The following is a 22,880-nucleotide window of genomic DNA, read 5'->3' on the forward strand; positions in this document are numbered from 1 at the left end:
CACTTCCGATCGATGCGAGTTCTCAAGGCGAGGTGACGCTGACGTTGGGGCTGCGGCGTTTGTTGCGGTGTCTGTGGCAGCGCTCGCCGCGCCACTCAATGATGCGTTGGCTGGCGTTATGTCTGTTGGCGGCTTCGCATGCGGTCTGCATGGCCGCGCCTGCCGGCGCTGCGTCAGAGTCACCCGTCATCTCCACAGTACGAGCCGATGCTTCCGCTTCGTCACCCATTGCATTTCCTTCCAAACTGACCGTGGGCATACTCGAAGGTGGCTGGCCGCCGTTCGACATCCCGCGGGGTGGTCAGCTCGCTGGCGTCAGCGGCGACCTGTTGCGCGCGCTCGTGGGGCCGAACGTCGTCATCGAGACGAAGAGCTTTCCCGACATGGCCAAACTGGTCGCCGCGGCTTGCGCCGGCGAGGTCGACCTGCTGACGAGCATAGCGCGCACGCCGCAGCGCGAGCGCTGCCTCGGCTTTACGGCTCCCTACTTCCACTCGTTCGCGTCGGCTGTCGTGCGTCGCGACGATGCCCGGCATATGAAACCCACCGACCTCGCCGGCGCGCGTATTGCGATCGAGCGCGGTTTTGCGCGTGAGCGTTTGTTGCGCGCCGGTTTTCCTCGCGCGAAGATCGTCTCGTTCTCGAGCACGCACGAAGCACTGAACGCGGTACTGCATGGCGATGCCGACGCCTATTTCGGCTTCACGCCGGTCGTGCAATACGAACTGGCGACCGACGCGTATCGCAATCTGCGCGTAGCGTTCGAGCAAGGCGGCAAAGCGCTCGACCTGCGCTTTGCGGTATCGCCCCGCCAGCTTGCCTTGCGCGATCAACTGAACCGCGCGCTCGTGTCGATGAATCCCGCCGAGGCTGCCGCGATACGCGCGCTCTGGCTGTCCGGCAACTTCAACGCGGCGCCCGCGACGGGTGCAGCACGCTTCGCGCTAACGCCGGAAGAAGAGAACTGGCTGAGTTCGCTGCCGCCGCTGCAGATCGGCTTCGACGACGACTGGGCCCCGTTCAGCTATGTTGACGCCGCCGGTCGCCCCGTCGGTCTGACCGCCGATTACCTCGCGTACCTGAGCGGCACGCTCGGTGTCGTGTTCAACCGCGCGCGCACGGCCGACTGGGCCGCTACCGTCGACGCGTTCCAGCGCGGCGAGCTCGCGATGCTGTCCTCCACATCGAGTCGCGGTGCGCTTCTCGTGGGCGCCGACCATAGCCGCGTGTACGAGAGCGATCCGCTGGTGATCGTCGGACGCAGCGGCGTGCCCACTTCATGCTGGTTCAGCGAAATCACGTCGTGCCGCGTCGTAATGTCGCCGCACGTGGCCGGATCGGTGCCGCTCGCGTTGGAGGCGGTGCCGGTCGATCACATCGTCGTCGCGGCGAGCCTGGGCGAGGCGATGCGCATGGTCGCGAGTGGCGAGGCCGACGTGCTGGTCGGCAACGCTGCCGCGATCAACGTGCAACTCCGGCAGCACTTCGCCGGCGCTCTCAGAGTGCTCGACTCGCTCGGTCAATCCGACTCGTTGTATTTTGCCGTGCGCGAGGATCTGAGTCCGCTCGTCAAGCTGATCGATCGCGCGTTGCAGGCCATGCCGGCAGCCGAAAAGCAACGCATCCGGCGCAAGTGGGTGGGCCCCGCCGCGCCGGACAACGCGATGTGGAGTGTGACTGCGGTGCGGTTGCTGCCGGTGCTGATCGGCATCGGCGTCGTGCTGCTGGTCACGTTGCGCGCGTATGTGCTGCTGCAACGCGAAGTCCGCCTGCGCAAGCAGACCGAGCGCGAACTCGCACTGCAATTGAACTTCCAGGAAACGATGATGAAGACGGTGCCGTATCCGCTCATCGCGAAAGGCCTGGACGGACGGTACATCGCGATCAACGAGGCTTATGAGAAAGCGTGTGGGCTGGAGCGGAAGGACGTGCTCGGGCGTACGACGGCCGAGGTCGGCACATGGGGCGACGCCAATAGCCGCGTGCTCGACGACATGACGCGCGAGGTCCTGCGCGGCGGCGGCATCGCTAAAGTCGAACTGCAGTTCGAGGACCGTGCTGGCGAGGCGCGGCATGGGATTTTCTGGACGAGCGTCTGTGAAGGCGACGATGGGCAGCCGGCGTACGTGCTCGGCACGATGGTCGATATCACGGACATCCGGCGCGCCGAAATGCGCGCGCGCGAAACCGAACGGCGCCTGTTCGACGTCACGCGCTCGTTGCCGGCCGTCGTGTTCCAGATGCGGCGCTCGCCGGCCGGTGCCTATTCCTTCCCGTACATCGGCGGGGACGCGCGACATCTGCTCGGCGACAGCGATTCGCAGGGCGGGGCACGAGTCGACTTCCAGCGCATATCGGAGCTGGATCGGCCGCTCGTTCTCGCCGAGCTCGAGCGTTCTGCGATCTGTACCGCTCCGGTGCGTATGGAGTTCCGCGTCGAAAGCGCCGGTCAACTCAAGTGGGTGCGGGCCGAGCTGGTGCCGCGGCGCGATGCCGATGGCGGTGTCCTGTGGAGCGGCTATTGGGTCGACGCGAGCGTCGAGCGCGCGCGTTCGGAGGAACTCGCGCGAGCTCGCGATCTGGCCGAGGCGGCCTCGCGCGCGAAGGACAACTTCTTCGCGATGATGAGCCACGAAATCCGCACCCCGATGAACGGCGTGCTCGGTCTCGTCGAAGTGCTCGAACGCACGCCGCTCAGTACCGACCAGAGCGAAATGCTCGGCATGATCCACGAGTCGGCGGGTGCGCTGCTGCAGATTCTCGATGATTTGCTCGACTATTCGAAGATCGAGGCGGGTCGGCTCACGCTCGAAGCCGAGCCGATCGATCTCCGCGAGCTCGTCGATAACGCGGTGGGCCTGCTCGCCGGGCGCGCTCACGAAAAAGGGCTGAAAGTGCGCGTCGACATCGCGAGCGACGCCGCTGCGACGCTCCGTGGCGACAGCGTGCGTCTGCGCCAGATCCTGTTCAACCTGCTCGGCAATGCAATCAAGTTCACGCCGAAGGGCGAGGTGGATGTCAGCGTAGCGGTCGTCGAAGATTGCGCGGATTCGCAGACGTTGGAGCTGACCGTTCGGGACACCGGCATCGGCATCGCACCCGATGTGCAGGCGGGGCTATTCGAGCCGTTCGTGCAGGCTGAGTCGTCCACCACGCGGCGCTTCGGCGGCACGGGCCTGGGGCTGACGATCTGCCGCAAGCTGATTGACCTGATGAACGGCACGTTCACGCTGCACAGCGAACCCGGCCACGGCACGAGCATGATCGTGCGGCTGACGATGCCGATCGTCGAACAGTGCTATCCGATCAACGGTCTGCGCGGCAAACTCGGCGTAGTGGTCACGCGAGATCGACGCATCGGCCGGGCCCTCGCACACTTCGCCAAGGCGCTCGGGCTCGAACTGCGCAGCCTCTCGGCCGATGCAGCGACGTTGGGCAAAAGCGACGTGCTGAGCCGCGCGGATCTGCTGTTCGTCGCCGAGGACGTCACGTTGCCGGCACATATCGGCATGAATGCGCGCATCGTCACGCTGACCGAAAAACCGAAACCGAGCGGTTACCGCATCCTCGACGACAAGGTGCACGTCAGCATCAATCCGATTTCGTGGCGCGGCCTCGGCGCCGCATGTGCGGCCGCGACGACGGGGCTGCCGTCGATGGCCCCGATGCCGTCGCGCGTGGTGGGCGCGCCGTTCACGACCGATGGCATCGCGCCGCCGCCTGATCGCGAACGCGCGCTCGCGAATGGGCGGCTGATTCTTGTCGCGGAAGATCATCCAGTCAATCAGGAGTTGATCCGTCATCAGCTCACCCTGCTGGGGTTCGCGTGCGACGTCACCAACGACGGCGCCGAAGCGCTCGCCGCGCTGGAATGCACGAGCTATGGCTGCCTGATCACGGACTGCCACATGCCAAACCTGTCCGGCTATGAACTGACCCGTCGCATCCGCGAAGCGGAGGCACTGCACGGCGGCGCGCAGCATCTGCCGATACTCGGCATCACGGCCAATACCGCGCCCGATGACCTGAGTCTGTGCCGCGAAGCCGGCATGGACGACAGTCTGATCAAGCCGACCCGGCTCGCCACGCTGCGCGACCACCTGAGCCGCTGGTTTGGCACTCACGCCGAGTGGCCCCCCGCGCCGGCGGAAACTTCCGATCGCGTCTCGACTGCGTCGGCCGGCGAGCGGCAGGCCACACAACCTGTCGGTGCTGAACCGTTCGTGCCCGTCGACCTCGCACGCATGACGCAGTTATGGGGAAGCGAGTCGACGGTCAAGGCGTTGCTAGATTCATTCGTCTTGTCGATGCGCGACGACATCAACGCGCTGGCGACGTTACTCGAACGCGCGGACATGGAGCGGGTGCACGAGTGGCAGCACCGGGTGATGGGGGCGGCGAGCGTGCTGCAGTATCCGCCGCTCGTACAGGCGCTCGAAGCCTATCGCCGCGTCATTGCCGCGAAGTCGCCGCAGCAGGTGCGTGAAGAGGGGTATGCGCTAATTCGACAATGCGAGGCGATGCTCGATGGGATCGAACGGCAGGCCGGATTGCTCGTGTAGCGAGCGGCGCGCCGTAACCTCGCGCAAATGCACGGGCGATTCAATCGGCGGCAACCCAAATCAGGACGAAAAAAAACGCGGCCGAAGCCGCGTTAAAGGTTTGGAGACGTCCTTCGATGAAGGAGTCACTTCTCGCGAGTCGAAGCATACCAGGATTGACATCGTTTATTTATTACAAAACGCGCAATTATATTTTCGATTAAATCGACTAAAGCCATTTCGCACTACGTCTTTGCAGGCCATCATTCCGGTCGACTCCATATGATTTGCACTAGTATGTGGAAACTCCGCACGGCCGACACGGCGCCGCGGCGGCGCGTCAATGTCCGGAGAAGACCATGATTTCGCAGCGAAAATTTAATCTGGCCGTAGTGTTGTGGGCGCTTGCATCGAGCGCTGCATTTGCGGATACGGTTGCGCTGAAGGCGAATCTCCAGCCGTCGAGCGAAGTGCCGCCGCGCGTGAGTCACGGGCACGGCATGCTGAATGCGACTTTCGACACGTCCACCCAATCGCTGCAGTGGACTGTTACTTACGAGGGCTTGAGCGGTCCGGTCACCGCCGCGCATTTCCACGGTCCCGCGCCGGTCGGCCAGAATGCGAAGGTCCAGGTGCCGATCGAGAAGAATGGGCTCGCGAGTCCGATCAAAGGCACGGCGAAGCTGACCGAGCAGCAGGTCACGGATCTGATGGCGGGGCAGTGGTACTTCAACGTTCATACTGCGCAGAATCCGACGGGCGAAATTCGCGGGCAGGTGTTGCCGGCGAACTAGGCGTGGGACTCGCGGCGGCTGGGCGCGCGTGCCGCGGCCACGATCACCGTGACGCGCCTGGAACCCGCCAAACCACGGTTCCCTGCCAACCCACGTACCCTGACGGGACTTCAAACGAAGGAGCATGTCCCGATGAGCTGGCAAAGCGCGCTCGCGTGCTGGTATTTGCGCCGGCAGTTCCGGCCCGAAACCCTCAAACCGTTTATCAACGTCGAACGGGCGCGCGCGCTGACCTCGAAGCGCGTGTGGTCGCCACGCGTGCCGCGCGGCTGGCATCTGCGCGAAACCTATCGCGCAGGCGACGCGCCGCTCGTCGGCGAATGGCTGGAGCGCGTGGACGGCGGCACGGCCGGCGGCGCGGAGCCTACGGTGCTGTATTGCCATGGCGGCGGCTACTACTTCTGCTCGCCGCGCACGCACCGGTCGCTAACGTTCGCTCTCGCGACCCGCGCGGATGCGCGGCTCTTCTCCCTCGACTACCGTCTCGCGCCTGAGCATCGCTTTCCGGCCGCGCTCGACGACGCCACCGCCGCCTATCGCCAGTTGCTCGCGATGGGCATCGCACCCAGCTCGATCGTGATCGCCGGCGACTCGGCCGGCGGCGGTCTCGCGCTCGCCACGCTGGTCGCGCTGCGCGACGCGGGCGCGCCGATGCCCGCGGGCGGTCTGCTGTTCTCGCCGTGGACCGATCTGGCGACCACCGGCGCTAGCCTGCGCACCAACGACAGCGTCGATCCGATGTTCTGCGGCGCCTCGATCGAGCGCGCGGCCAAGGTCTATCTGGGCGACGCGTCGCCCACCCATCCGTACGCGTCGCCGGTCTATGCGGACCTGCACGGTCTGCCGCCGCTATTCCTGCAGGCGGGCAGCACCGAGGTGTTGCTCGACGACACGCGCCGCGTCGCCGACAACGCGCACGCGGCAGGCGTCGATTGCGAATGCGAGGTGTGGAAAAACCTGCCGCACGTGTGGCCGCTGTTCGCGCCGTTCATGCCGGAGGCGAACCGAGCGCTCGATCGCGCGGCCGCCTTCGTGCGACGCGCGACGAGCCGCGCCGCGAACAGGGCTCAGGCGTCGAGCGTGATGTCGAGCGTCCGATAGACGGCTTCGATCGTTTGCTGGCCGTATTGCCGCTCGAGCCGCCGCACGGTGAAGTGTCCGTGCGCGACCTGCTGGAAATGATCGATAAACACGGTATTGACCATCGCGCCGAGCACCGCGCCGATCGCCGGAATCGATTTGGCCGCGATCTGCTCGCTGACCTGCACCGAAAAGCGCGCGGCGATCGCGTTGATGAGCCGCAACAGAGCCGCCGAGCCGTGGGCCGTGAAGCCCTTGCTGGCCACCTCGGACGACGCCTTCGACACCGCCTGCGCGAGCGCGCCGCGCATGAAGAAGTAGCCGAGGTCGGCGTCGTCGTCCTCGCTCGAGGTGCCGCCCATGCCGAGCACGGTCAGGCATTGCAGCTGCGTGTCGACCGAGGTCAGGTCCTCGCCCTCGCTGCGCGCGATGTCGCAGATGGAGCGAAACATCAGCGTGGTCGTGACGGGCAGCTCGACCGGCAGCGCGAGCAATCCAAACGCGCCGCCGGCCGCACCGGTCGTCGCGACCGCGAACTTGTGCAGCAGGTTGTTCGGCTTGTCGGGTGCGAGCAGCCTGGCGTCGTCGCGCCGGCCGAGCGTGCGCAGCGCGATCGACAGACATTTGCGCAACGCGGCCTGCGTCGCATCGGACACTTTTTCGTTGGCGAACGCCGGAATGCGCGACAGCAGCTTTTCGATCGGCGCGCCGACGACGCTTGCGAGTTTCATTGCGAGCGCGGGGCTTTCGAGCTGATGTTTGGCGCGCCGCAGCGCGGCGAGGTCCTGCTCCGATAAGGATGGTGCTGCGAGCGAACTCGGCTGCATGAGCCTCCCTGGCATGTCATGGCGTGGGTACTGCAAGTGAGTCTACCGCGTTGCAAGACGTGTTCCGTCCCGCGTGGAGCGTTGCAGCGTGATATGATTTGCAATCTTTTGACACGTCAACTTTTGCTGCATCAAAAATGGCTGTCCATACCGCCGCCCACCATTCGAGTGGGCAAGTCTTACCATTCCGCGAATCCCTGCTGGCCATGCTCGGCATCTCCTTCGTCACGATGCTGGTCGCGCTCGACCAGACCGTGGTCGGCACCGCGCTGCCCACCATCGTGTCCGAGCTCCGAGGCTTCGAGCTGTACGCGTGGGTCGCCACCTCGTATCTGCTGAGCTCGGTGATCACCGTGCCGATCTTCGGCCGGCTCGGCGATTACTACGGGCGCAAGCCGTTCGTGATCGCGTCGATCGTCGTGTTTACCGGCGCCTCGGTGCTGTGCGGCGCGGCCAACGACATGCTGTTTCTCGTGCTCGCGCGCGGCTTGCAGGGCATTGGCGGCGGCATGCTGGTCGGCACCGCGTTCGCGTGCATTCCCGATCTGTTCCCCGATTCCGTCGTGCGCTTGCGCTGGCAGGTGCTGATGAGCTCGGCGTTCGGCATTGCCAATGCAGTCGGGCCGTCGCTCGGCGGTTTTCTGACGCAGTACTACGGCTGGCGTTCGGTGTTCTACGTGAATCTGCCGGTTGGCCTCCTGTCGCTGTTTTTCGTCTGGCGTTTCCTGCCGCATCTGCGGCACGTCGAGCATGAAGGCAAGATGCGGCTCGACTGGCCCGGCGCGCTGTTGATCGCGATCGCGCTCGGCTCCCTGCAACTGTTCGTCGAGTTGCTGCCCAAGCACGGCATCACGCTGAGCGCGTTCGCACTGCTCGGGCTGAGCGTCGTGTCGGCCATCACGCTGTGGAAATGGGAAAAGCGTTGCCCCACCGCGATTCTGCCCGTCGACATGTTCCGCAACCGTAGTCTTGCCGCGCTGTTCACGCTGGCCGTGCTCGGCGGCTTCACGATGTTCTCGCTGCTGTTTTACGCACCGCTGCTGTTCCAGGGTGGCTTCGGCATGTCGCCGAAAGAGGCGGGCCTAGTGATCACGCCGCTCGTCGTGTTCATCACGATCGGCAGCATCACGAACGGGCGCGTCGTGTCGCGGATCCGGAATCCGAACCTGATGCTGTACATCGGCTTTGCGATGGTCGCGCTGTCATGCCTTGGCATCGTCGTCGCGACCCGATCGATGCAGCAATGGGTGCTGATGTCGTTCATGGTCGTCGGCGGCCTCGGGCTCGGTTTCGTGATGCCGAACCTGACGATCTTCGCGCAGCAGACCGCGGGCCGCGAACACCTCGGCATCGCGACCGCGCTGCTGCAGTCGCTGCGGATGATCGGCGGCATGATCGGCACCGCGCTGACCGGCACGCTCGTGACCCATATGTACAAGAGCGGCGTGCGCAGCGCGCTCGAAGGCGCGGGCGCGTCGCACTGGTTCGGCGATTTGGGCGATCCCCAGATCCTGATCAACCGCGATGCGCAGACTACGCTCGTCTACCAGCTGACGCACGCGGGCCACAACGGCGCGATGCTGCTCGAAAGCGCGCGCGAGTCGCTGGTTGGCGCGATTCATCTGGGTCTCGCGATGGCCGCGCTGATCGCCGTCGTGTCGGTGTGGCAAAGCCGCCGCGTGCCGCCGGTCAAGCTGCAGCGCAAGCTCGAGCCGGTGATTCACGCAGACTGATTTTTTGACTTGGTGTTGGACAGGCAGATTATGGAAGAACAGGACCGCGTCGCCGTCATGCAGCAATTTGGTCGCACGTATCGGGCATTCATGTCGGCATTCGAGACCCAGGTGGGTCATCCGCTGCCACGCTGGCGCATTCTGCTCGCGCTGCACGAGCAGGCCGGCGAGTCGTCGCAGAAGCGGCTCGTCGAGCGGCTGCGCGTCGATCCGGGCGCGCTGACGCGGCAGTTGAAGGCGCTCGAAAGCCTGGGCTGGATCGCCCGCAGCATGGATGCGCGCGATAACCGCGTGACCAACGTGCGCCTGACCGAAGCAGGTCGCGACGCGACCGAAGCGAGCCTGCCGCGTCGCCAGGCGTTCTTGCACGACACGATGGCCGGGTTGCCGGATGAGGCGCTCGCGGCGTTGTCGAGCGCGCTGAAAATGCTGGAGACGCGCATCGGCGAAGTGGCGGCCAATGCGGGCGCAGCGGCCGGCGCCGCTGGAGCAGCCCAGGAAACCGCCGGCGACGAGGCGGCCCAACGCGTGTGATCTTTTTTCCGCTTGCGACGACAAAAAGGCTGTGCGCTCTTGGGCTCACAGCCTTTTTTCTATCGTCGGAAAGCCCGCGCTTCAGCGCGGCGCAATCCACTCCAATCCAATCAGAAAAACGTCTCGATCACTTCCTTCACGCGATACTGCGGATCGAGGACCAGCACCTGCTTCCACTTGTCGAACGTCAGGCACGGATGCGAGATGTCGAACGCGATCATGTCACCCACTTTCAGATCGGCGCCGGCGGGAATGCGCAGATACGCGTGCTGATCCATCAGACCGAAGATTTCCCAGCCTTCGCTCGCGGCGATGTCGCGCGGCGCCTCGTTGCCCGGACGATAGTGGCGCGCCGGCTCCGGCATGCCCGCGTCGAACGCGGAGTCGCGTTTGCCGAGGCCGATGATCGCGCGATCCGGCTCGGGAATCGACTGCACGTACGCCCACAATTGCAGCGCCGGCAGCAAGCCTTCGCCCATTTTCTTCGCGACCGGATTGCGCTTGAAGATGTCGGTCTGCGCCTTGCGATAGATGCCGACGTCATGCGTCAGGTAGCAGCCGGGTCGCAGCACGACCTCGACCTTGCCGGTTTTTGTCGCCTGCGCGAATTCTTCGGCGACCACGTCGTACCACGCCGATCCTGCGCCGGATAACACCGCCGGCGAACGCGCGAAACGTCCTTGCTCGACTAGCTCGCGCGTAACTGCAACCGCACCTTGCAGGAACGCGCGCACTTCGGCTTCTTCCTTCAGCACGCCTTCGTACAGTTCGACGCCCGCGAGCTTCAGCACATCCGGATAGCGCGCGATCGCGTCCAGCACCGCATTGCGCTGCGCTTCATCGCGCACGCCGGTGCGCCCGCCCGGCACGCCGAGTTCGAGCAGTACCTGCAGCGGCTTCTTCACCGAGGTGAAGAATTCGCCGAGTTGCTCGACCCCTTCGGCCGAATCGACGAGGCAGAAGAATTCGAAATCTGGATCGGTGAGCAACTCGGCGATCATCATCATGTTGTGGCGGCCGACCAGCTGATTCGCCATCAGGACGCGCGACACGCCGCCGTGATACGCCGCGCGCACCTGATGGGCGGTGGCTAGCGTAATACCCCACGCGCCGGTTTCGAGCTGACGGCGAAACAGTTGCGGCGCCATCGTGGTCTTACCGTGCGGCGCGAGCTTGACGCCGTATTCGGCGACGAACGCCTGCATCCACTTCAGGTTGTGCTCGACGCGGTCCTCGTACAGCACGGCGGCCGGCAGGCTCACGTCCTCGGCAAGCAGGTTCCACTCGAGGCGCGCGGCGTCCTTCAGCTGGACGCTCGTGCCCGGAACCATGCCCAAGCCCTTGCTATAAGGATCAATCGTCGCGCCCTGATAGTTTGTAACTTTCATGTCTCCGTGCTCCATCGTCCGGTTAAATTGAATCAGATTTGACTTTATCATGTTACCGAAAGTACGATGTCCGGAAAAATGTTATTTAGTACCACGGGTTTCGACGGCCGCCGGAAAGGGTCGCGAAAGCCGTGCCGCGAACCCCGCCGCCCGCCATGAACAGTAGCGCCGAACCGCTCGCTTTCGACATCGTCGCGCGCATCGCCGAATGCGCGCCGGAATTGCGCTCGGCCGAACGCAAGGTCGCCGCGCTGATCCTCGACGATCTGACCGGCGCGTCGCGCGCGAGCATCGGCGCGCTCGCGCAGCAGGCCGAGGTCAGCATCGCGACCGTCACGCGCTTCGCGAAGGCGGTTGGCTGCCGCGACGTGCGCGAGCTGAAGCTGCGGCTCGCGCAGGCGGCCGCGGTCGGTCAGCGTTTTCTCGAGCGCGACGCAGCAAGCGACGCACCGGAGCCGATCGCCACGCGCGTGTTCGACGAACTGCAAACCGCGCTCGCGCACAATCATCAACTGCTGCGCCAGGCGCCGCTCGCCGAAGCGGCGGCCGCGCTGCGCAATGCGCGCATGATCTACGTGTTCGGCATGGGCGGCGGCTCCACTGCGCTCGCCGACGAAATGCGTTTCAGGCTCGTGCGCCTCGGCCGCCCGGTCGCGACCTATCAGGACGGACTGTTGCAGCGCATGGTGGCGAGCACGGTGTCGCGCGACTGCGTGGTGATCGCGCTGTCCACCACGGGCCGCGTGCCCGAGATGCTCGAGAACTGCAAGATCGCGCGCAGCTACGGCGCGACCGTGATCGCGGTGACCGCGCCCACGTCGCCACTGGCGAAGCTCGCCGACTGGCTGATCCCGATCGTCGCGTTCGAAACCGATTTCATTTACAAGCCGTCGTCTTCCCGTTACGCGATGATGATGGCGCTCGATGTGCTCGTCACCGAACTTGCCGTCAGCCAGGGCGACGAGAGCCGCGAATTGCTGCGCCGCATGAAGCACGCGCTCGACGCGCACCGCGGCGGCGGCGATCGACAACCGTTAGGAGATTGATCCATGCATTCGCATCCCGAAGCCGCCGACACGCTGATCGTCGGCGCGCAACTGTATGACGGCACCGGTGCACCGCCCGTCGAGCGCGATGTGGCGATCCGCGACGGGCGCATCGCCGCGATCGGCAATCTGTCGAACTGGCTTGCCGAAGAGGTGATCGAGGCCGAGGGGCGCGCGCTCGCGCCGGGCTTCATCGACGTGCACACGCACGACGACACGCACGTGATCCGCTCGCCGCAGATGCTGCCGAAGATCACCCAGGGCGTGACGACGGTGATCGTCGGCAATTGCGGCATCAGCGCGTCGCCGGTGTCGCTGAAGGGCGATCCGCCCGATCCGATGAATCTGCTCGGCGAGCGCGATGCGTTCCAGTACCCGACCTTCGCCGACTACGTGAGCGCGGTAAACGCCGCGCGGCCGGCGGTGAACGTCGGCGCGCTGATCGGCCACACGGCGTTGCGCAATAACCAGATGGACCGGCTCGATCGCGCGGCGACTGGCGAGGAAATCGAGCGCATGTGCGCGCAGCTCGAGGAAGCGCTCGCGCACGGCGCACTGGGCTTGAGCTCGGGGCTCGCGTACGGTTCGGCGTTCGCCGCGCCGACCGAGGAAGTGATGGCGCTCGCCGAGCCGCTCGCCGCCGCGGGCGCGCTCTATACGACCCACATGCGCACCGAGTTCGACGCGATTCTCGACGCGATGGACGAGGCTTACCGCGTCGGCCGGCATGCGCGCGTGCCGGTCGTGATCTCGCATCTGAAGTGCGCAGGGCCGTCGAACTGGGGACGCAGCGTCGAAGTGCTGAAGTCGCTCGAAGGCGCGCGCGGCGGGCAGCCGGTCGGTTGCGACTGCTATCCGTACAACCGCAGCTCGTCGACGCTCGATCTGAAGCAGGTGACGGGCGACATCGACATCACGATCACGTGGTCCGAACCGCATCCGGAGATGGCCGGCAAGCTGATCAGCGAAGTCGCGGCGGAGTGGGGTGTCTCGCAGCAGGAAGCGGGCAAGCGCCTGCAGCCGGCGGGCGCGGTCTATCACAACATGTCCGAAGACGACGTGCGGCGCATCCTGTCGCATCCGGCGACGATGGTCGGCTCGGACGGCCTGCCGAACGATCCGCTGCCGCATCCGCGACTGTGGGGCGCGTTTCCGCGCGTGCTCGGCCACTATGCGCGTGATGCCGCGCTGCTGCCGCTTGAAGAGGCGGTGCGCAAAATGACGAGCCTGTCCGCGCGCCGCTTCGGTCTCGCGCAGCGCGGCGAAGTGCACATCGGCTATCACGCCGACCTGGTGCTGTTCGATCCGTCGAAAGTGCTCGACCTGGCGACTTTCGACAAGCCGCAGCAGCCCGCTGCCGGCATCGACGCGGTGTGGGTCAACGGCGTGCTGTCGTATCGCGACGGCGCGGTGACGGGCGAGAGGGCTGGCCGGTTCGTCACGCGCGGCGCACCGTCGAAGGGCGATGCGCAGGGCGCGTTCTGATTTTTATCGATTGATGGCGGCACGCGCGGCGAGGGCGCCGCGCACGTGCCCGACTTTTTAAGGAGTGTGACGATGAAGCGATATGGCGTGGAAGGCGGAAAGGGAACGGGCGGTCAGGTGATGCCGTTCGCGCGCGCGGTCGAAGCGGACGGCTGGCTGTTCGTGTCGGGCCAGACGCCGATGGAAAACGGCGAAGTGATCAACGGCGGCATCGTCGAGCAATCGCACAAGGCGATCCAGAACGTGTTCGCGATCCTGAAGGAAGCGGGCTACGGCGCCGAGCACGTCGTGCGTTGCGGTGTGTGGCTCGACGATCCGCGCGACTTCGCATCGTTCAATAAAGTGTTTCGCGAGTATTTTGGCGAGAATCCGCCGGCGCGCGCGTGCGTGGTGTCGTCGATGGTGATCGACTGCAAGGTCGAGGTGGATTGCGTCGCTTATAAGAAGCCGGCGGCCTGAGCGCTTTGACGACTTTCATGTGACGAGGGCGCCGCAGGCTGTGATGGCCTGCGGCGCCCTCGTCGTGTTTGCCGCCGTGCTTTACCGTTACTGCCGCGCGAGCCGCATGTTGTCCGGCATTGGCAGGTTGTAGTTGGTGCGGAACGGGTTGATGTCGAGCCCGCCGCGGCGCGTGTAGCGCGCATACACCGCGAGCTTCAGCGGTTTGCACATCTTCATGATGTCGACGAAGATCCGCTCGACGCATTGCTCGTGAAAGCCGGTGTGATTGCGGTAGGAGATGATGTAGCGCAACAGGCCCGCGTGATCGATTTGTGGCCCGGCATAGTGGATCTGCACGCTGCCCCAGTCCGGCTGGCCGGTCACCGGGCAGTTCGACTTCAGCAGGTTCGAGAACAGCGTTTCCTCGACCGGTGCCTCGTCGTGCGCCGCGCTCAGGAGCGATGCGTCCGGCTGATACACGCTCGCCTCCAGTTCGAGCCGATCGAGCGACAAGCCGTCGAATTCTTCCATTTTCAGCTTGCCGAATTCGTGCGGCGTGTGCAGATGCACCGACACCGTCGCGCCGCACGACGCGGACACGTCGCGCTTGATCGTGTCGCGCACGCTCTCGGCCGATTCGAAGGCGGTCTGCGCGAACGAGCCGAGATACAGCTTGAACGACTTAGATTCGACGATGTTCGGCGAATCGGCCGGCACGAAGAACGTCGCGACCGCGATCTGCGGTTTGCCGCGTGTATTCAGCCACGACAGCTCGTAGGCGTTCCAGATATCGGTGCCGAAAAACGGCAGTCGCGCGGTAATGCCGATCGCCTCGCGCGCATGGCTGCGCGCAATCGGAAACAGTAGCGTCGGATCGTATTGTTCGGTGTAAGTCGAGGACTTGCCGAGCGGGGATTGTTCGGGTGTCATGATGCGTTCACGATGCCACTCAGCACGTGCCCGGTCGCCGTTACGACGCGGGCCGATTCGCAGTGGCCGATCTGGTCGTCGAAGAAAAAGTCGGGCTCGAACTCGCGCAAAAATGCGCTCTTGTCGAGGCCGCCGAGGAACATCGCTTCGTCGATTTCGATGTTCCACGCCATCAGGGTGCGGATCGCACGCTCATGCGCGGGGGCGGAGCGTGCTGTTACCAGTGCCGTGCGAATGCGCATCGGCGCGGCCTCGTCCGCCAGTTTTTGGAGCCGGTGCAGCGCTTCGAGCAGCGGCTTGAGCGGACCGTCCGCGAGCGGCAGATGCTTGTTGTCGATCTCGTGACCGACGAACGCGCGCAGGCCGTCTTTCTGGAAGATGCGTTCCGCTTCGTCGGAAAACAAGACCGCGTCGCCGTCGAACGCAATGCGGATTTCGTCCGGGTACTTGCTCGCCATTTTCGCCGATTCCGGCAACACGCGTGCGGCAGGGAAGCCAGCCGCGAGCGCATCGCGCACGTCCTGCTGATTCGCCGACAGAAACAGCGACGCGTTCAGCGGCTTCAGATAACAGAACGGCGCGCGGCCGCGCGTAAACACCCCGCGCTCGATCGCGAGTCCGTGTTCGCGGCACGAATGAAACGCGCGCAGGCCGCTGATCGGATCGCTGCGCGACAGGATCACCACTTCGACGCGATGACCGACGGCGTTCAGCGCAAGCAATTTGCGGATCAGCGGAAACGCGACGCCCGGTTTCGCGGGCACGTTCAGGCGCTCGCGCTGCAACGCTTCGTAAGCCTTCAGGTCGCCGGCCTCGTAAACGCGGTTCTCTTCCTCGAAGTCGAACAGCGCGCGCGACGAGATTGCGACCACCAGTTTGTCGACAAGCGAAAGCGCCATCGGTGAGTTCCGGTCCGAAGAGATCAGGCGAGGAAGAGGCAGTAGACCGGGTTTTTCGTTTCTTCCCAGCACGGATAGCCGAGCGTTTCGATGAAGCGCTCGAACGCCGCGTGGTCGCTTTCAGGCACCTGAATGCCGACCAGAATCGAACTGTAGTCCGCGCCCTGGTTGCGATAGTGGAACAGGCTGATGTTCCAGTTCGGCGCCATCGACGACAGGAATTTCATCAGCGCGCCCGGACGCTCGGGAAACTCGAAGCGGAACAGTCGTTCGTCGCGCGCGAGCGGCGAGCGGCCACCGACCATGTAGCGGATGTGCTGCTTTGACAGTTCGTCGAAGGTCAGATCGACGGTCGCGAAGCCGTGCGCTTCGAATGCGCCGGCGATCTGCGCCGGTTCGCTGCGGTTGCGGATCTGCACGCCGACGAAGATATGCGCCGAGTTCGCGTCGGCGATCCGGTAGTTGAATTCGGTGACGCTGCGCGTGCCGACCAGTTCGCAGAAGCGCCTGAAGCTGCCGCGCTCTTCGGGGATCGTCACCGCGAAAACCGCCTCGCGGGCTTCGCCCACTTCGGCGCGTTCGGCGACGAAGCGCATGCGGTCAAAGTTCATGTTCGCGCCCGACGTGATCGCGATCAGCGTCTGGTTCTCGATGCCTTCCCGTTCGGCGTACTGCTTGGCGCCCGCCACCGCGAGCGAGCCCGCCGGTTCGAGCACGCTGCGCGTGTCCTGGAACACGTCCTTGATCGCCGCGCACAAAGCATCGGTGTTCACGAGCAGCACTTCGTCGAGATATTCGCTGCACAGGCGGAAGGTTTCCTCGCCGACGAGCTTCACCGCGGTGCCGTCCGAGAACAGCCCCACTTCGTTCAGCGTCACGCGCTCGCCCGCCTTCAGCGACGCGGCCATCGCGCAAGAATCATCGGTCTGCACGCCGATCACCTTGATCTCCGGGCGCACCGATTTCACGTATGCGGCGACACCGGCCGCGAGACCGCCGCCGCCGATCGGCACGAAGATCGCGTGAATCGGCCCCTGGTGCTGGCTGAGGATTTCCATCGCCACCGTGCCCTGGCCGGCGATCACATACGGATCATCGAACGGATGCACGAAGGTCAGGCCGCGTTCTTCCTGCAGCTTGACCGCGTGACCGTAGGCATCGCTATACGATTCGCCGAACTGCACGACCTCGACGGTCGGCCCGCCGTGCGTGCGGATCGCGTCGACCTTGACCTGCGGGGTCGTCACCGGCACGACGATGATCGCCTTCACGCCCATGCGTGCGGCCGACAACGCGACGCCCTGCGCATGATTGCCGGCCGACGCGGTGATCACGCCGCGACTGAGCGCTTCGGCCGGAATATGCGCCATCTTGTTGTACGCGCCGCGCAGCTTGAACGAGAACACCGGCTGGTTGTCCTCGCGCTTCAGATAGACCGGATTGCGCAGCCGCGCCGACAGGTTCGGCGCGCGTTCGAGTTCGGTCTCGCGCGCCACGTCGTAGACGCGCGCGGTCAGGGTCTTTTTCAGGTAGTCGTGGGAAGCCATGCGGGTCGCGCGGTGCGCTATGTGAGACGGGAAAACGTCAATGATAGCGCCAACGGTGCCTGCTCTGGCCGTTCCGCGCGCGGCGGAGAAGGGTGGCACGCCGCTGGCCGGGCCGTTTCGGCACCGTGGAGCGAAGTTTGCCAAACCGTCCGGCCGGTCAATGGGGGCGCACGCGAAACGCCGCTGGACTTGCCGCCAAATCCCCCGAAGCGCCGTCACCGCCCAGGTTCCTGCCGTCAACGCGTGGCGGGATGATGCGGTAGAATTCCATTTTGGAATAAGGACCGGAAGATGCACTGGCAGCCTCGGATCGCCCATTTGATGCCCGTTCCGCGCGAATCCTGCCCCGCGGCGGAGCGGCATGCCCGCCACGCGCGATCGTGTAGCTGTCCCTGAGTGCCGCGAAGCGACCGCCGTGAGTTGGCCGCCGGTCGCGTTCGCTCCCCTGGAAGCCCTAGAAGATTTCAAGCATTGCGCCCCACGCGCATTGTCGGCCGACGCCTCGTGACGAGCGCGCCAGGCCGACCTACCGAGTCGTCCAAACATGAACGCACCTCAAGTTTTCGATCCGCACGGCGCCGCCGCTGCGGTGGCCGCCGATCCCGAAGCGCGTCTGCGCGAAATTCCCTACAACTACACGTCGTTCTCCGACCGCGAAATCGTCATCCGCCTGCTCGGCAACGACGCCTGGGACGCGCTCGCCGAACTTCGCGCCGAACGCCGCACTGGCCGCTCGGCGCGCATGCTGTATGAAGTGCTCGGCGATATCTGGGTCGTGCGCCGCAATCCGTATCTGCAGGATGACCTGCTCGACAATCCGAAGCGCCGCGCGCTGCTGATCGAGGCGCTCAATCACCGCCTCGCCGAAATCGAGAAGCGCCGCCGCGCCGATCTGAGCCAACACGGCGACGAAGCCGGCGTCGATCGCGCCGCGCGCGTCGAAAAGCTGGTGCAGGCCGCGCGCCGCGCGATCGACCAATTCGCCAGCGAATTCCAGCAGACCTACGACCTGCGCCGCCGCACCACCCGCGTGCTCGGCAAGGTCACGCAGAAGGACAACATCAAGTTCGACGGCCTGTCGCGCGTCTCGCACGTGACCGACGCGACCGACTGGCGCGTCGAATACCCATTCGTCGTGCTGACGCCGGACTCGGAAGCCGAAATCGCCGGCATGATCAAGGCCTGCTTCGAACTCGGCCTGACCGTGATTCCGCGCGGCGGCGGCACCGGCTACACGGGCGGCGCGGTGCCGCTCACGCCGTTCTCGGCCGTCATCAACACCGAAAAGCTCGAACAGCTCGGCCCGGTCGAAATGACCCAACTGCCGGGCGTCGATCGCAAGGTCGCGACGATCTTCTCGGGTGCGGGCGTCGTCACGCGCCGCGTGACCGAAGCGGCCGAGCAGGCCGGCTTCGTGTTCGCGGTCGACCCGACCTCGCTCGACGCGTCCTGCGTCGGCGGCAACGTCGCGATGAACGCGGGCGGCAAGAAGGCGGTGCTATGGGGCACGGCGCTCGATAACCTCGCGTGGTGGCGCATGGTCGACCCGGAAGGGAACTGGCTCGAAGTCACGCGTCTCGAGCACAACATGGGCAAGATCCACGACATCGAAGTCGCGCGTTTCGAGCTCAAGTGGTTCGACGGCAACTGCGCGCCGGGCGAGAAGCTGCTTCGCACCGAAGCGTTGGACATCAAGGGTCGCGTGTTCCGCAAGGAAGGCCTCGGCAAGGACGTCACCGACAAATTCCTCGCCGGTCTGCCGGGCGTGCAGAAGGAAGGCTGCGACGGCCTCATCACGTCCGCGCGCTGGGTGCTCCACAAGATGCCCGCGCATACGCGTACCGTCTGTCTCGAGTTCTTCGGCCAGGCGCGCGAGGCTATTCCGAGCATCGTCGAAATCAAGGACTACCTGTTCGAGACGTCGCGCCAGGGCGGCGCGATTCTCGCGGGCCTCGAGCATCTCGACGAGCGCTATCTGCGCGCGGTCGGCTATGCCACCAAGAGCAAGCGCAACGCGTTTCCGAAGATGGTGCTGATCGGCGATATCGTCGGCAACGATGCGGACGCGGTCGCGCAGGCCACCTCGGAAGTCGTGCGCATGGCTAACGGCAAGAGCGGCGAAGGTTTCGTCGCGGTCAGCGCCGAGGCCCGCAAGCGTTTCTGGCTCGACCGCAGCCGCACCGCCGCGATCGCGAAGCACACCAACGCGTTCAAGATCAACGAAGACGTCGTGATTCCGCTCGACCGCATGGGCGAGTACACGGACGGCATCGAGCGCATCAACATCGAGCTGTCGCTGAAGAACAAGCTGCAACTGGTCGACGCGCTCGAAGCGTTCTTCAAGGGCGGCAAGCTGCCGCTCGGCAAGAGCGACGACGCGAACGAAATCCCGAGCGCCGAGCTGCTCGAAGACCGCGTGCAGCAGGCGCTCGATCTGCTCGCGCGGGTGCGCACGCGCTGGGAGTTCGTGCGCGACAAGCTCGATCTGTCGCTGCGCGAGGCGCAGCACTATCTGGTCGGCCTCGGCTATGAATCGCTCGCGGAGAAGTTTGCCGATCGCGTCGACGCGCAACCGGAAGCAACCGTATTCCACCTCGCCCAAGACCGCACGATCCGCGTGTCGTGGAAGCAGGAAATCCGTGCCGAATTGCGGCAGATTTTCAATGGCGGCGAGTTCAAGCCGATCCTCGACGAAGCCCAGGCGATCCACAAGCAGGTGCTGCGCGGCCGCGTGTTCGTCGCGCTGCACATGCACGCGGGCGACGGCAACGTGCACACCAACATCCCGGTCAACTCCGACAACTACGAGATGCTGCAGGACGCGCATACGGCGGTCGCGCGCATCATGAAGCTCGCGCGTTCGCTCGACGGTGTGATCTCCGGCGAGCACGGCATCGGCATCACGAAGCTCGAGTTCCTGACCGACGACGAGATCGGCGAATTCCGCAAGTACAAGCAGCGCGTCGATCCGCATGGCCGCTTCAACGCGGGCAAGCTGCTCGAAGGCGCGGACCTGCGCAACGCGTACACGCCGAGCTTCGGGCTGATGGGCTACGAATCGCTGATCATGCAGCAGTCCGATATCGGCGCGATTTCCGAGTCGATCAAGGACTGTCTGCGCTGCGGCAAGTGCAAGCCGGTCTGCGCGACGCACGTGCCGCGCGCGAACCTGCTGTACAGCCCGCGCAACAAGATTCTCGCCACCTCCCTGCTGGTCGAGGCATTCCTGTACGAAGAGCAGACGCGCCGCGGCGTGTCGATCAAGCACTGGGACGAGTTCAACGACGTCGCCGATCACTGCACCGTCTGCCACAAGTGCGTGACGCCGTGCCCGGTGAAGATCGACTTCGGCGACGTGTCGATGAACATGCGCAACCTGTTGCGCAAGATGGGCAAGAAGAAGTTCAATCCGGGCAACGCGGCGGGCATGTTCTTCCTGAACGCGACGAATCCGCAGACCATCAACCTCGCGCGCACCGCGATGATGGGCGTCGGCTACAAGGCGCAACGTCTCGGCAACGAGGTGCTGAAGAAGTTCACGAAGAAGCAGACCGCGCATCCGCCCGCCACGGTCGGCAAGCCGGTGATCACGCAGCAGGTGATCCACTTCATGAACAAGAAGATGCCTGGCAACCTGCCGAAGAAGACCGCGCGTGCTTTGCTCGATATCGAGGACAACAAGATCGTCCCGATCATCCGCAATCCGAAGACGACCACCGCCGATACCGAAGCGGTGTTCTACTTCCCGGGCTGCGGCTCCGAGCGGCTGTTCTCGCAGGTGGGGCTCGCGACCCAGGCAATGCTGTGGGAGGCGGGCGTGCAGACCGTGCTGCCGCCGGGCTACCTGTGCTGCGGCTATCCGCAGCGCGGCTCGGGCCAGTACGACAAGGCCGAGCAGATCGTCACCGACAACCGCGTGCTGTTCCACCGCGTCGCCAATACGCTGAACTACCTTGACATCAAGACGGTGGTGGTGTCGTGCGGCACGTGCTACGACCAGCTCGCCGGTTACGAATTCGAAAAGATCTTCCCGGGTTGCCGGATCATCGACATCCACGAGTACCTGCTGGAAAAAGGCATCAAGCTCGATGGCGTGAACGGCGTGCGCTACATGTACCACGACCCGTGCCATTCGCCGATCAAGACGATGGACCCGGTCAAGCTCGTCAACCAGCTGATGGGTTCGGAGCAGGACGGCTACAAGATCGAGAAGAACGACCGCTGCTGCGGCGAATCGGGCACGCTCGCGGTCACGCGTCCCGACATCTCGACCCAGGTGCGCTTCCGCAAGGAAGAAGAAATTCGCAAGGGTGCGGCGAAGTTGCGCGGGATACCGCTCGTCGCCGAAGCGGGCGCGAACGCGATCAATCCGGCCAATGCATCGGCCGGATCCGCCGGTGCGCCGAACGGTTCCGTGCTGAAGGCCGGCGACGGTCCGCAGCCGGGTAACGGCAACGCGGGTTCGACCGACGTCAAGATCCTCACGAGCTGCCCGTCGTGCCTGCAAGGGCTGTCGCGCTACAACGAAGACGCGGGTACCGAGGCGGATTACATCGTGGTCGAGATGGCACGTCACGTGCTCGGCGAAAACTGGATGGCGGACTACGTACAGCGGGCGAACAATGGCGGAATCGAGCGCGTGCTGGTTTAATGGCACGACCGACGATATTTGCCGAGGACGACGATGGACTGCGTTTTTTGCCGTGAAGACGGCGGCGATGTGCTATGGCAGGACGACGCGTTGCGAGTCGTCCTCGCCGACGAACACGACTACCCGGGCTTTTGCCGGGTCATCTGGAACGCTCACGTAGCCGAGTTTTCGGATCTTTCCGCCGACGACCGCGATCACGTGATGAAGGCCGTCTACGCGATCGAGCGTGCGCAGCGGCGCGTGATGCAGCCCGCGAAGGTCAATCTCGCGAGCCTCGGCAACCAGGTGCCGCACGTGCACTGGCACGTGATTCCGCGTTTCTCGAACGACGCGCATTTTCCCCTGCCGATCTGGGCGCCGCGCCAGCGCACGGTGTCCGAAGCGATGCTGTCGTCGCGTCGCGCGCACGCCACGTTGCTGCGCGAAGCCGTGCGGCAGGAAATCGAACAGGCGCTGGGCTGAGCATCGCTGAGTCCGCCGCCGCGCACCGCCGGGCTCCGGTCGGTGCGCGGGGCGGCCGAGCCGTCGTTATCACCCCGCCGTTATCTGATGAGGCCAACATGAGCGGATTGACTCCCGAGACGCCGGTGCCGACCGGCGTGGTCGTGCATTCGAAGTCGCGCGTGCTCGAACTGCAGTACGCGAACGGCGAAGCGTACCGGCTGCCGTTCGAGCTGCTGCGCGTGTATTCGCCGTCGGCGGAAGTGCAGGGCCACGGGCCCGGCCAGGAAACGCTGCAGACGGGCAAGCGCGACGTGACGATCACGATGATCGAAGGCGTCGGCAATTACGCGCTGCAGCCGACTTTCTCCGATGGCCACTCCACCGGTATCTATTCGTGGGACCTGCTGTACGACATGGCCGTACGTCAGGATGAACTCTGGCGCGCGTATCTCGCCAAACTGGCAGCGGCCGGCATCGATCGCGACACGCCGATGGTGCCCGCCGCTGCTGCGCACGGGCACTGTCACTGATACGATTCGC

General features: G+C 64.9%; 17 protein-coding genes. 11 read left to right on the forward strand and 6 right to left on the reverse strand.

Features of this window, described 5'->3' with window-relative positions:
• Positions 1–22: 22 nt before the first annotated feature.
• Complete coding sequence (locus tag AB4Y34_RS03755) at positions 23–229, reverse strand: hypothetical protein (protein WP_176382518.1); 207 nt, start codon at positions 227–229, stop codon at positions 23–25.
• On the opposite strand from AB4Y34_RS03755, the gene AB4Y34_RS03760 reads away from it, so the two are divergent.
• From AB4Y34_RS03760 to AB4Y34_RS03770, 3 genes are all read left to right on the forward strand, one after another.
• On the forward strand, positions 150–4,562 hold the full coding sequence (locus AB4Y34_RS03760; protein WP_368715279.1) for a transporter substrate-binding domain-containing protein: 4,413 nt from the start codon (positions 150–152) through the stop codon (positions 4,560–4,562). The two genes, AB4Y34_RS03755 and AB4Y34_RS03760, sit on opposite strands and share 80 nt — an antisense overlap.
• A gap of 338 nt (positions 4,563–4,900) precedes the next feature.
• Positions 4,901–5,335, forward strand: coding sequence for a CHRD domain-containing protein (locus tag AB4Y34_RS03765; protein WP_176109589.1), 435 nt, complete (start codon positions 4,901–4,903; stop codon positions 5,333–5,335).
• A gap of 132 nt (positions 5,336–5,467) precedes the next feature.
• Positions 5,468–6,436, forward strand: a complete 969-nt coding sequence (locus tag AB4Y34_RS03770) for an alpha/beta hydrolase (protein WP_368715280.1) — start codon at positions 5,468–5,470, stop codon at positions 6,434–6,436.
• On the opposite strand, the gene AB4Y34_RS03775 is transcribed toward AB4Y34_RS03770, so the two are convergent.
• On the reverse strand, positions 6,403–7,242 hold the full coding sequence (locus AB4Y34_RS03775; RefSeq protein WP_176109587.1) for an EcsC family protein: 840 nt from the start codon (positions 7,240–7,242) through the stop codon (positions 6,403–6,405). The genes AB4Y34_RS03770 and AB4Y34_RS03775 overlap by 34 nt on opposite strands.
• Before the next feature lie 137 nt (positions 7,243–7,379).
• On the opposite strand from AB4Y34_RS03775, the gene AB4Y34_RS03780 reads away from it, so the two are divergent.
• Both AB4Y34_RS03780 and AB4Y34_RS03785 read left to right on the forward strand, forming a co-directional pair.
• Positions 7,380–8,975 (forward strand): MDR family MFS transporter, encoded by a 1,596-nt coding sequence (locus AB4Y34_RS03780; RefSeq protein ID WP_176382520.1) that lies wholly within the window; start codon positions 7,380–7,382, stop codon positions 8,973–8,975.
• A 30-nt stretch (positions 8,976–9,005) separates the two neighbouring features.
• Positions 9,006–9,509: a MarR family winged helix-turn-helix transcriptional regulator gene (locus AB4Y34_RS03785; RefSeq protein ID WP_176109585.1), complete on the forward strand. Its 504-nt coding sequence runs from the start codon at positions 9,006–9,008 to the stop codon at positions 9,507–9,509.
• 110 nt (positions 9,510–9,619) lie between these two features.
• Here the strand turns inward: AB4Y34_RS03785 and AB4Y34_RS03790 are convergent, their stop codons facing one another.
• Entirely contained in the window at positions 9,620–10,897 is a 1,278-nt protein-coding gene (locus tag AB4Y34_RS03790; protein WP_176382522.1) for an amino acid deaminase, read from the reverse strand.
• A 155-nt stretch (positions 10,898–11,052) separates the two neighbouring features.
• Here AB4Y34_RS03790 and AB4Y34_RS03795 point away from each other — a divergent pair, with 155 nt between their 5' ends.
• The 3 genes from AB4Y34_RS03795 to AB4Y34_RS03805 all read left to right on the forward strand — a co-directional run bounded on the left by AB4Y34_RS03795 (position 11,053) and on the right by AB4Y34_RS03805 (position 13,887).
• Positions 11,053–11,943 carry a MurR/RpiR family transcriptional regulator gene (locus AB4Y34_RS03795; protein WP_368715281.1) on the forward strand — a complete coding sequence of 297 codons (891 nt, stop codon included), beginning with the start codon at positions 11,053–11,055 and terminating at the stop codon, positions 11,941–11,943.
• Positions 11,944–11,946: 3 nt separating this feature from the next.
• The gene (locus tag AB4Y34_RS03800; protein WP_176125030.1) at positions 11,947–13,428 is read left to right on the forward strand and encodes an amidohydrolase family protein; all 1,482 of its coding nucleotides are present in this window, start codon (positions 11,947–11,949) and stop codon (positions 13,426–13,428) included.
• Between the two features lie 72 nt (positions 13,429–13,500).
• Positions 13,501–13,887: a RidA family protein gene (locus tag AB4Y34_RS03805; RefSeq protein ID WP_008923846.1), complete on the forward strand. Its 387-nt coding sequence runs from the start codon at positions 13,501–13,503 to the stop codon at positions 13,885–13,887.
• An 87-nt stretch (positions 13,888–13,974) separates the two neighbouring features.
• Here the strand turns inward: AB4Y34_RS03805 and queF are convergent, their stop codons facing one another.
• From queF to ilvA, 3 genes are read right to left on the reverse strand one after another with little or no spacing between them, the layout of a single operon-like run.
• Positions 13,975–14,799, reverse strand: a complete 825-nt coding sequence (gene queF / locus AB4Y34_RS03810) for an NADPH-dependent 7-cyano-7-deazaguanine reductase QueF (RefSeq protein ID WP_176382523.1) — start codon at positions 14,797–14,799, stop codon at positions 13,975–13,977.
• On the reverse strand, positions 14,796–15,698 hold the full coding sequence (locus AB4Y34_RS03815) for a 5'-nucleotidase (RefSeq protein ID WP_176382524.1): 903 nt from the start codon (positions 15,696–15,698) through the stop codon (positions 14,796–14,798). The genes queF and AB4Y34_RS03815 overlap by 4 nt, the downstream gene beginning before the upstream one ends.
• A gap of 23 nt (positions 15,699–15,721) precedes the next feature.
• Positions 15,722–17,266, reverse strand: a complete 1,545-nt coding sequence (gene ilvA / locus AB4Y34_RS03820) for a threonine ammonia-lyase, biosynthetic (RefSeq protein ID WP_368715425.1) — start codon at positions 17,264–17,266, stop codon at positions 15,722–15,724.
• 523 nt (positions 17,267–17,789) lie between these two features.
• On the opposite strand from ilvA, the gene AB4Y34_RS03825 reads away from it, so the two are divergent.
• From AB4Y34_RS03825 to AB4Y34_RS03835, 3 genes are all read left to right on the forward strand, one after another.
• Positions 17,790–21,896 carry a DUF3683 domain-containing protein gene (locus tag AB4Y34_RS03825; protein WP_368715282.1) on the forward strand — a complete coding sequence of 1,369 codons (4,107 nt, stop codon included), beginning with the start codon at positions 17,790–17,792 and terminating at the stop codon, positions 21,894–21,896.
• 33 nt (positions 21,897–21,929) lie between these two features.
• On the forward strand, positions 21,930–22,358 hold the full coding sequence (locus AB4Y34_RS03830) for an HIT family protein (protein WP_368715283.1): 429 nt from the start codon (positions 21,930–21,932) through the stop codon (positions 22,356–22,358).
• A 98-nt stretch (positions 22,359–22,456) separates the two neighbouring features.
• Positions 22,457–22,870, forward strand: a complete 414-nt coding sequence (locus AB4Y34_RS03835; protein WP_013088372.1) for a gamma-butyrobetaine hydroxylase-like domain-containing protein — start codon at positions 22,457–22,459, stop codon at positions 22,868–22,870.
• Positions 22,871–22,880 lie beyond the last annotated feature (10 nt).

It is taken from the genome of Paraburkholderia sp. BR10954 (assembly GCF_040965775.1).
Lineage (GTDB): Bacteria > Pseudomonadota > Gammaproteobacteria > Burkholderiales > Burkholderiaceae > Paraburkholderia > Paraburkholderia youngii.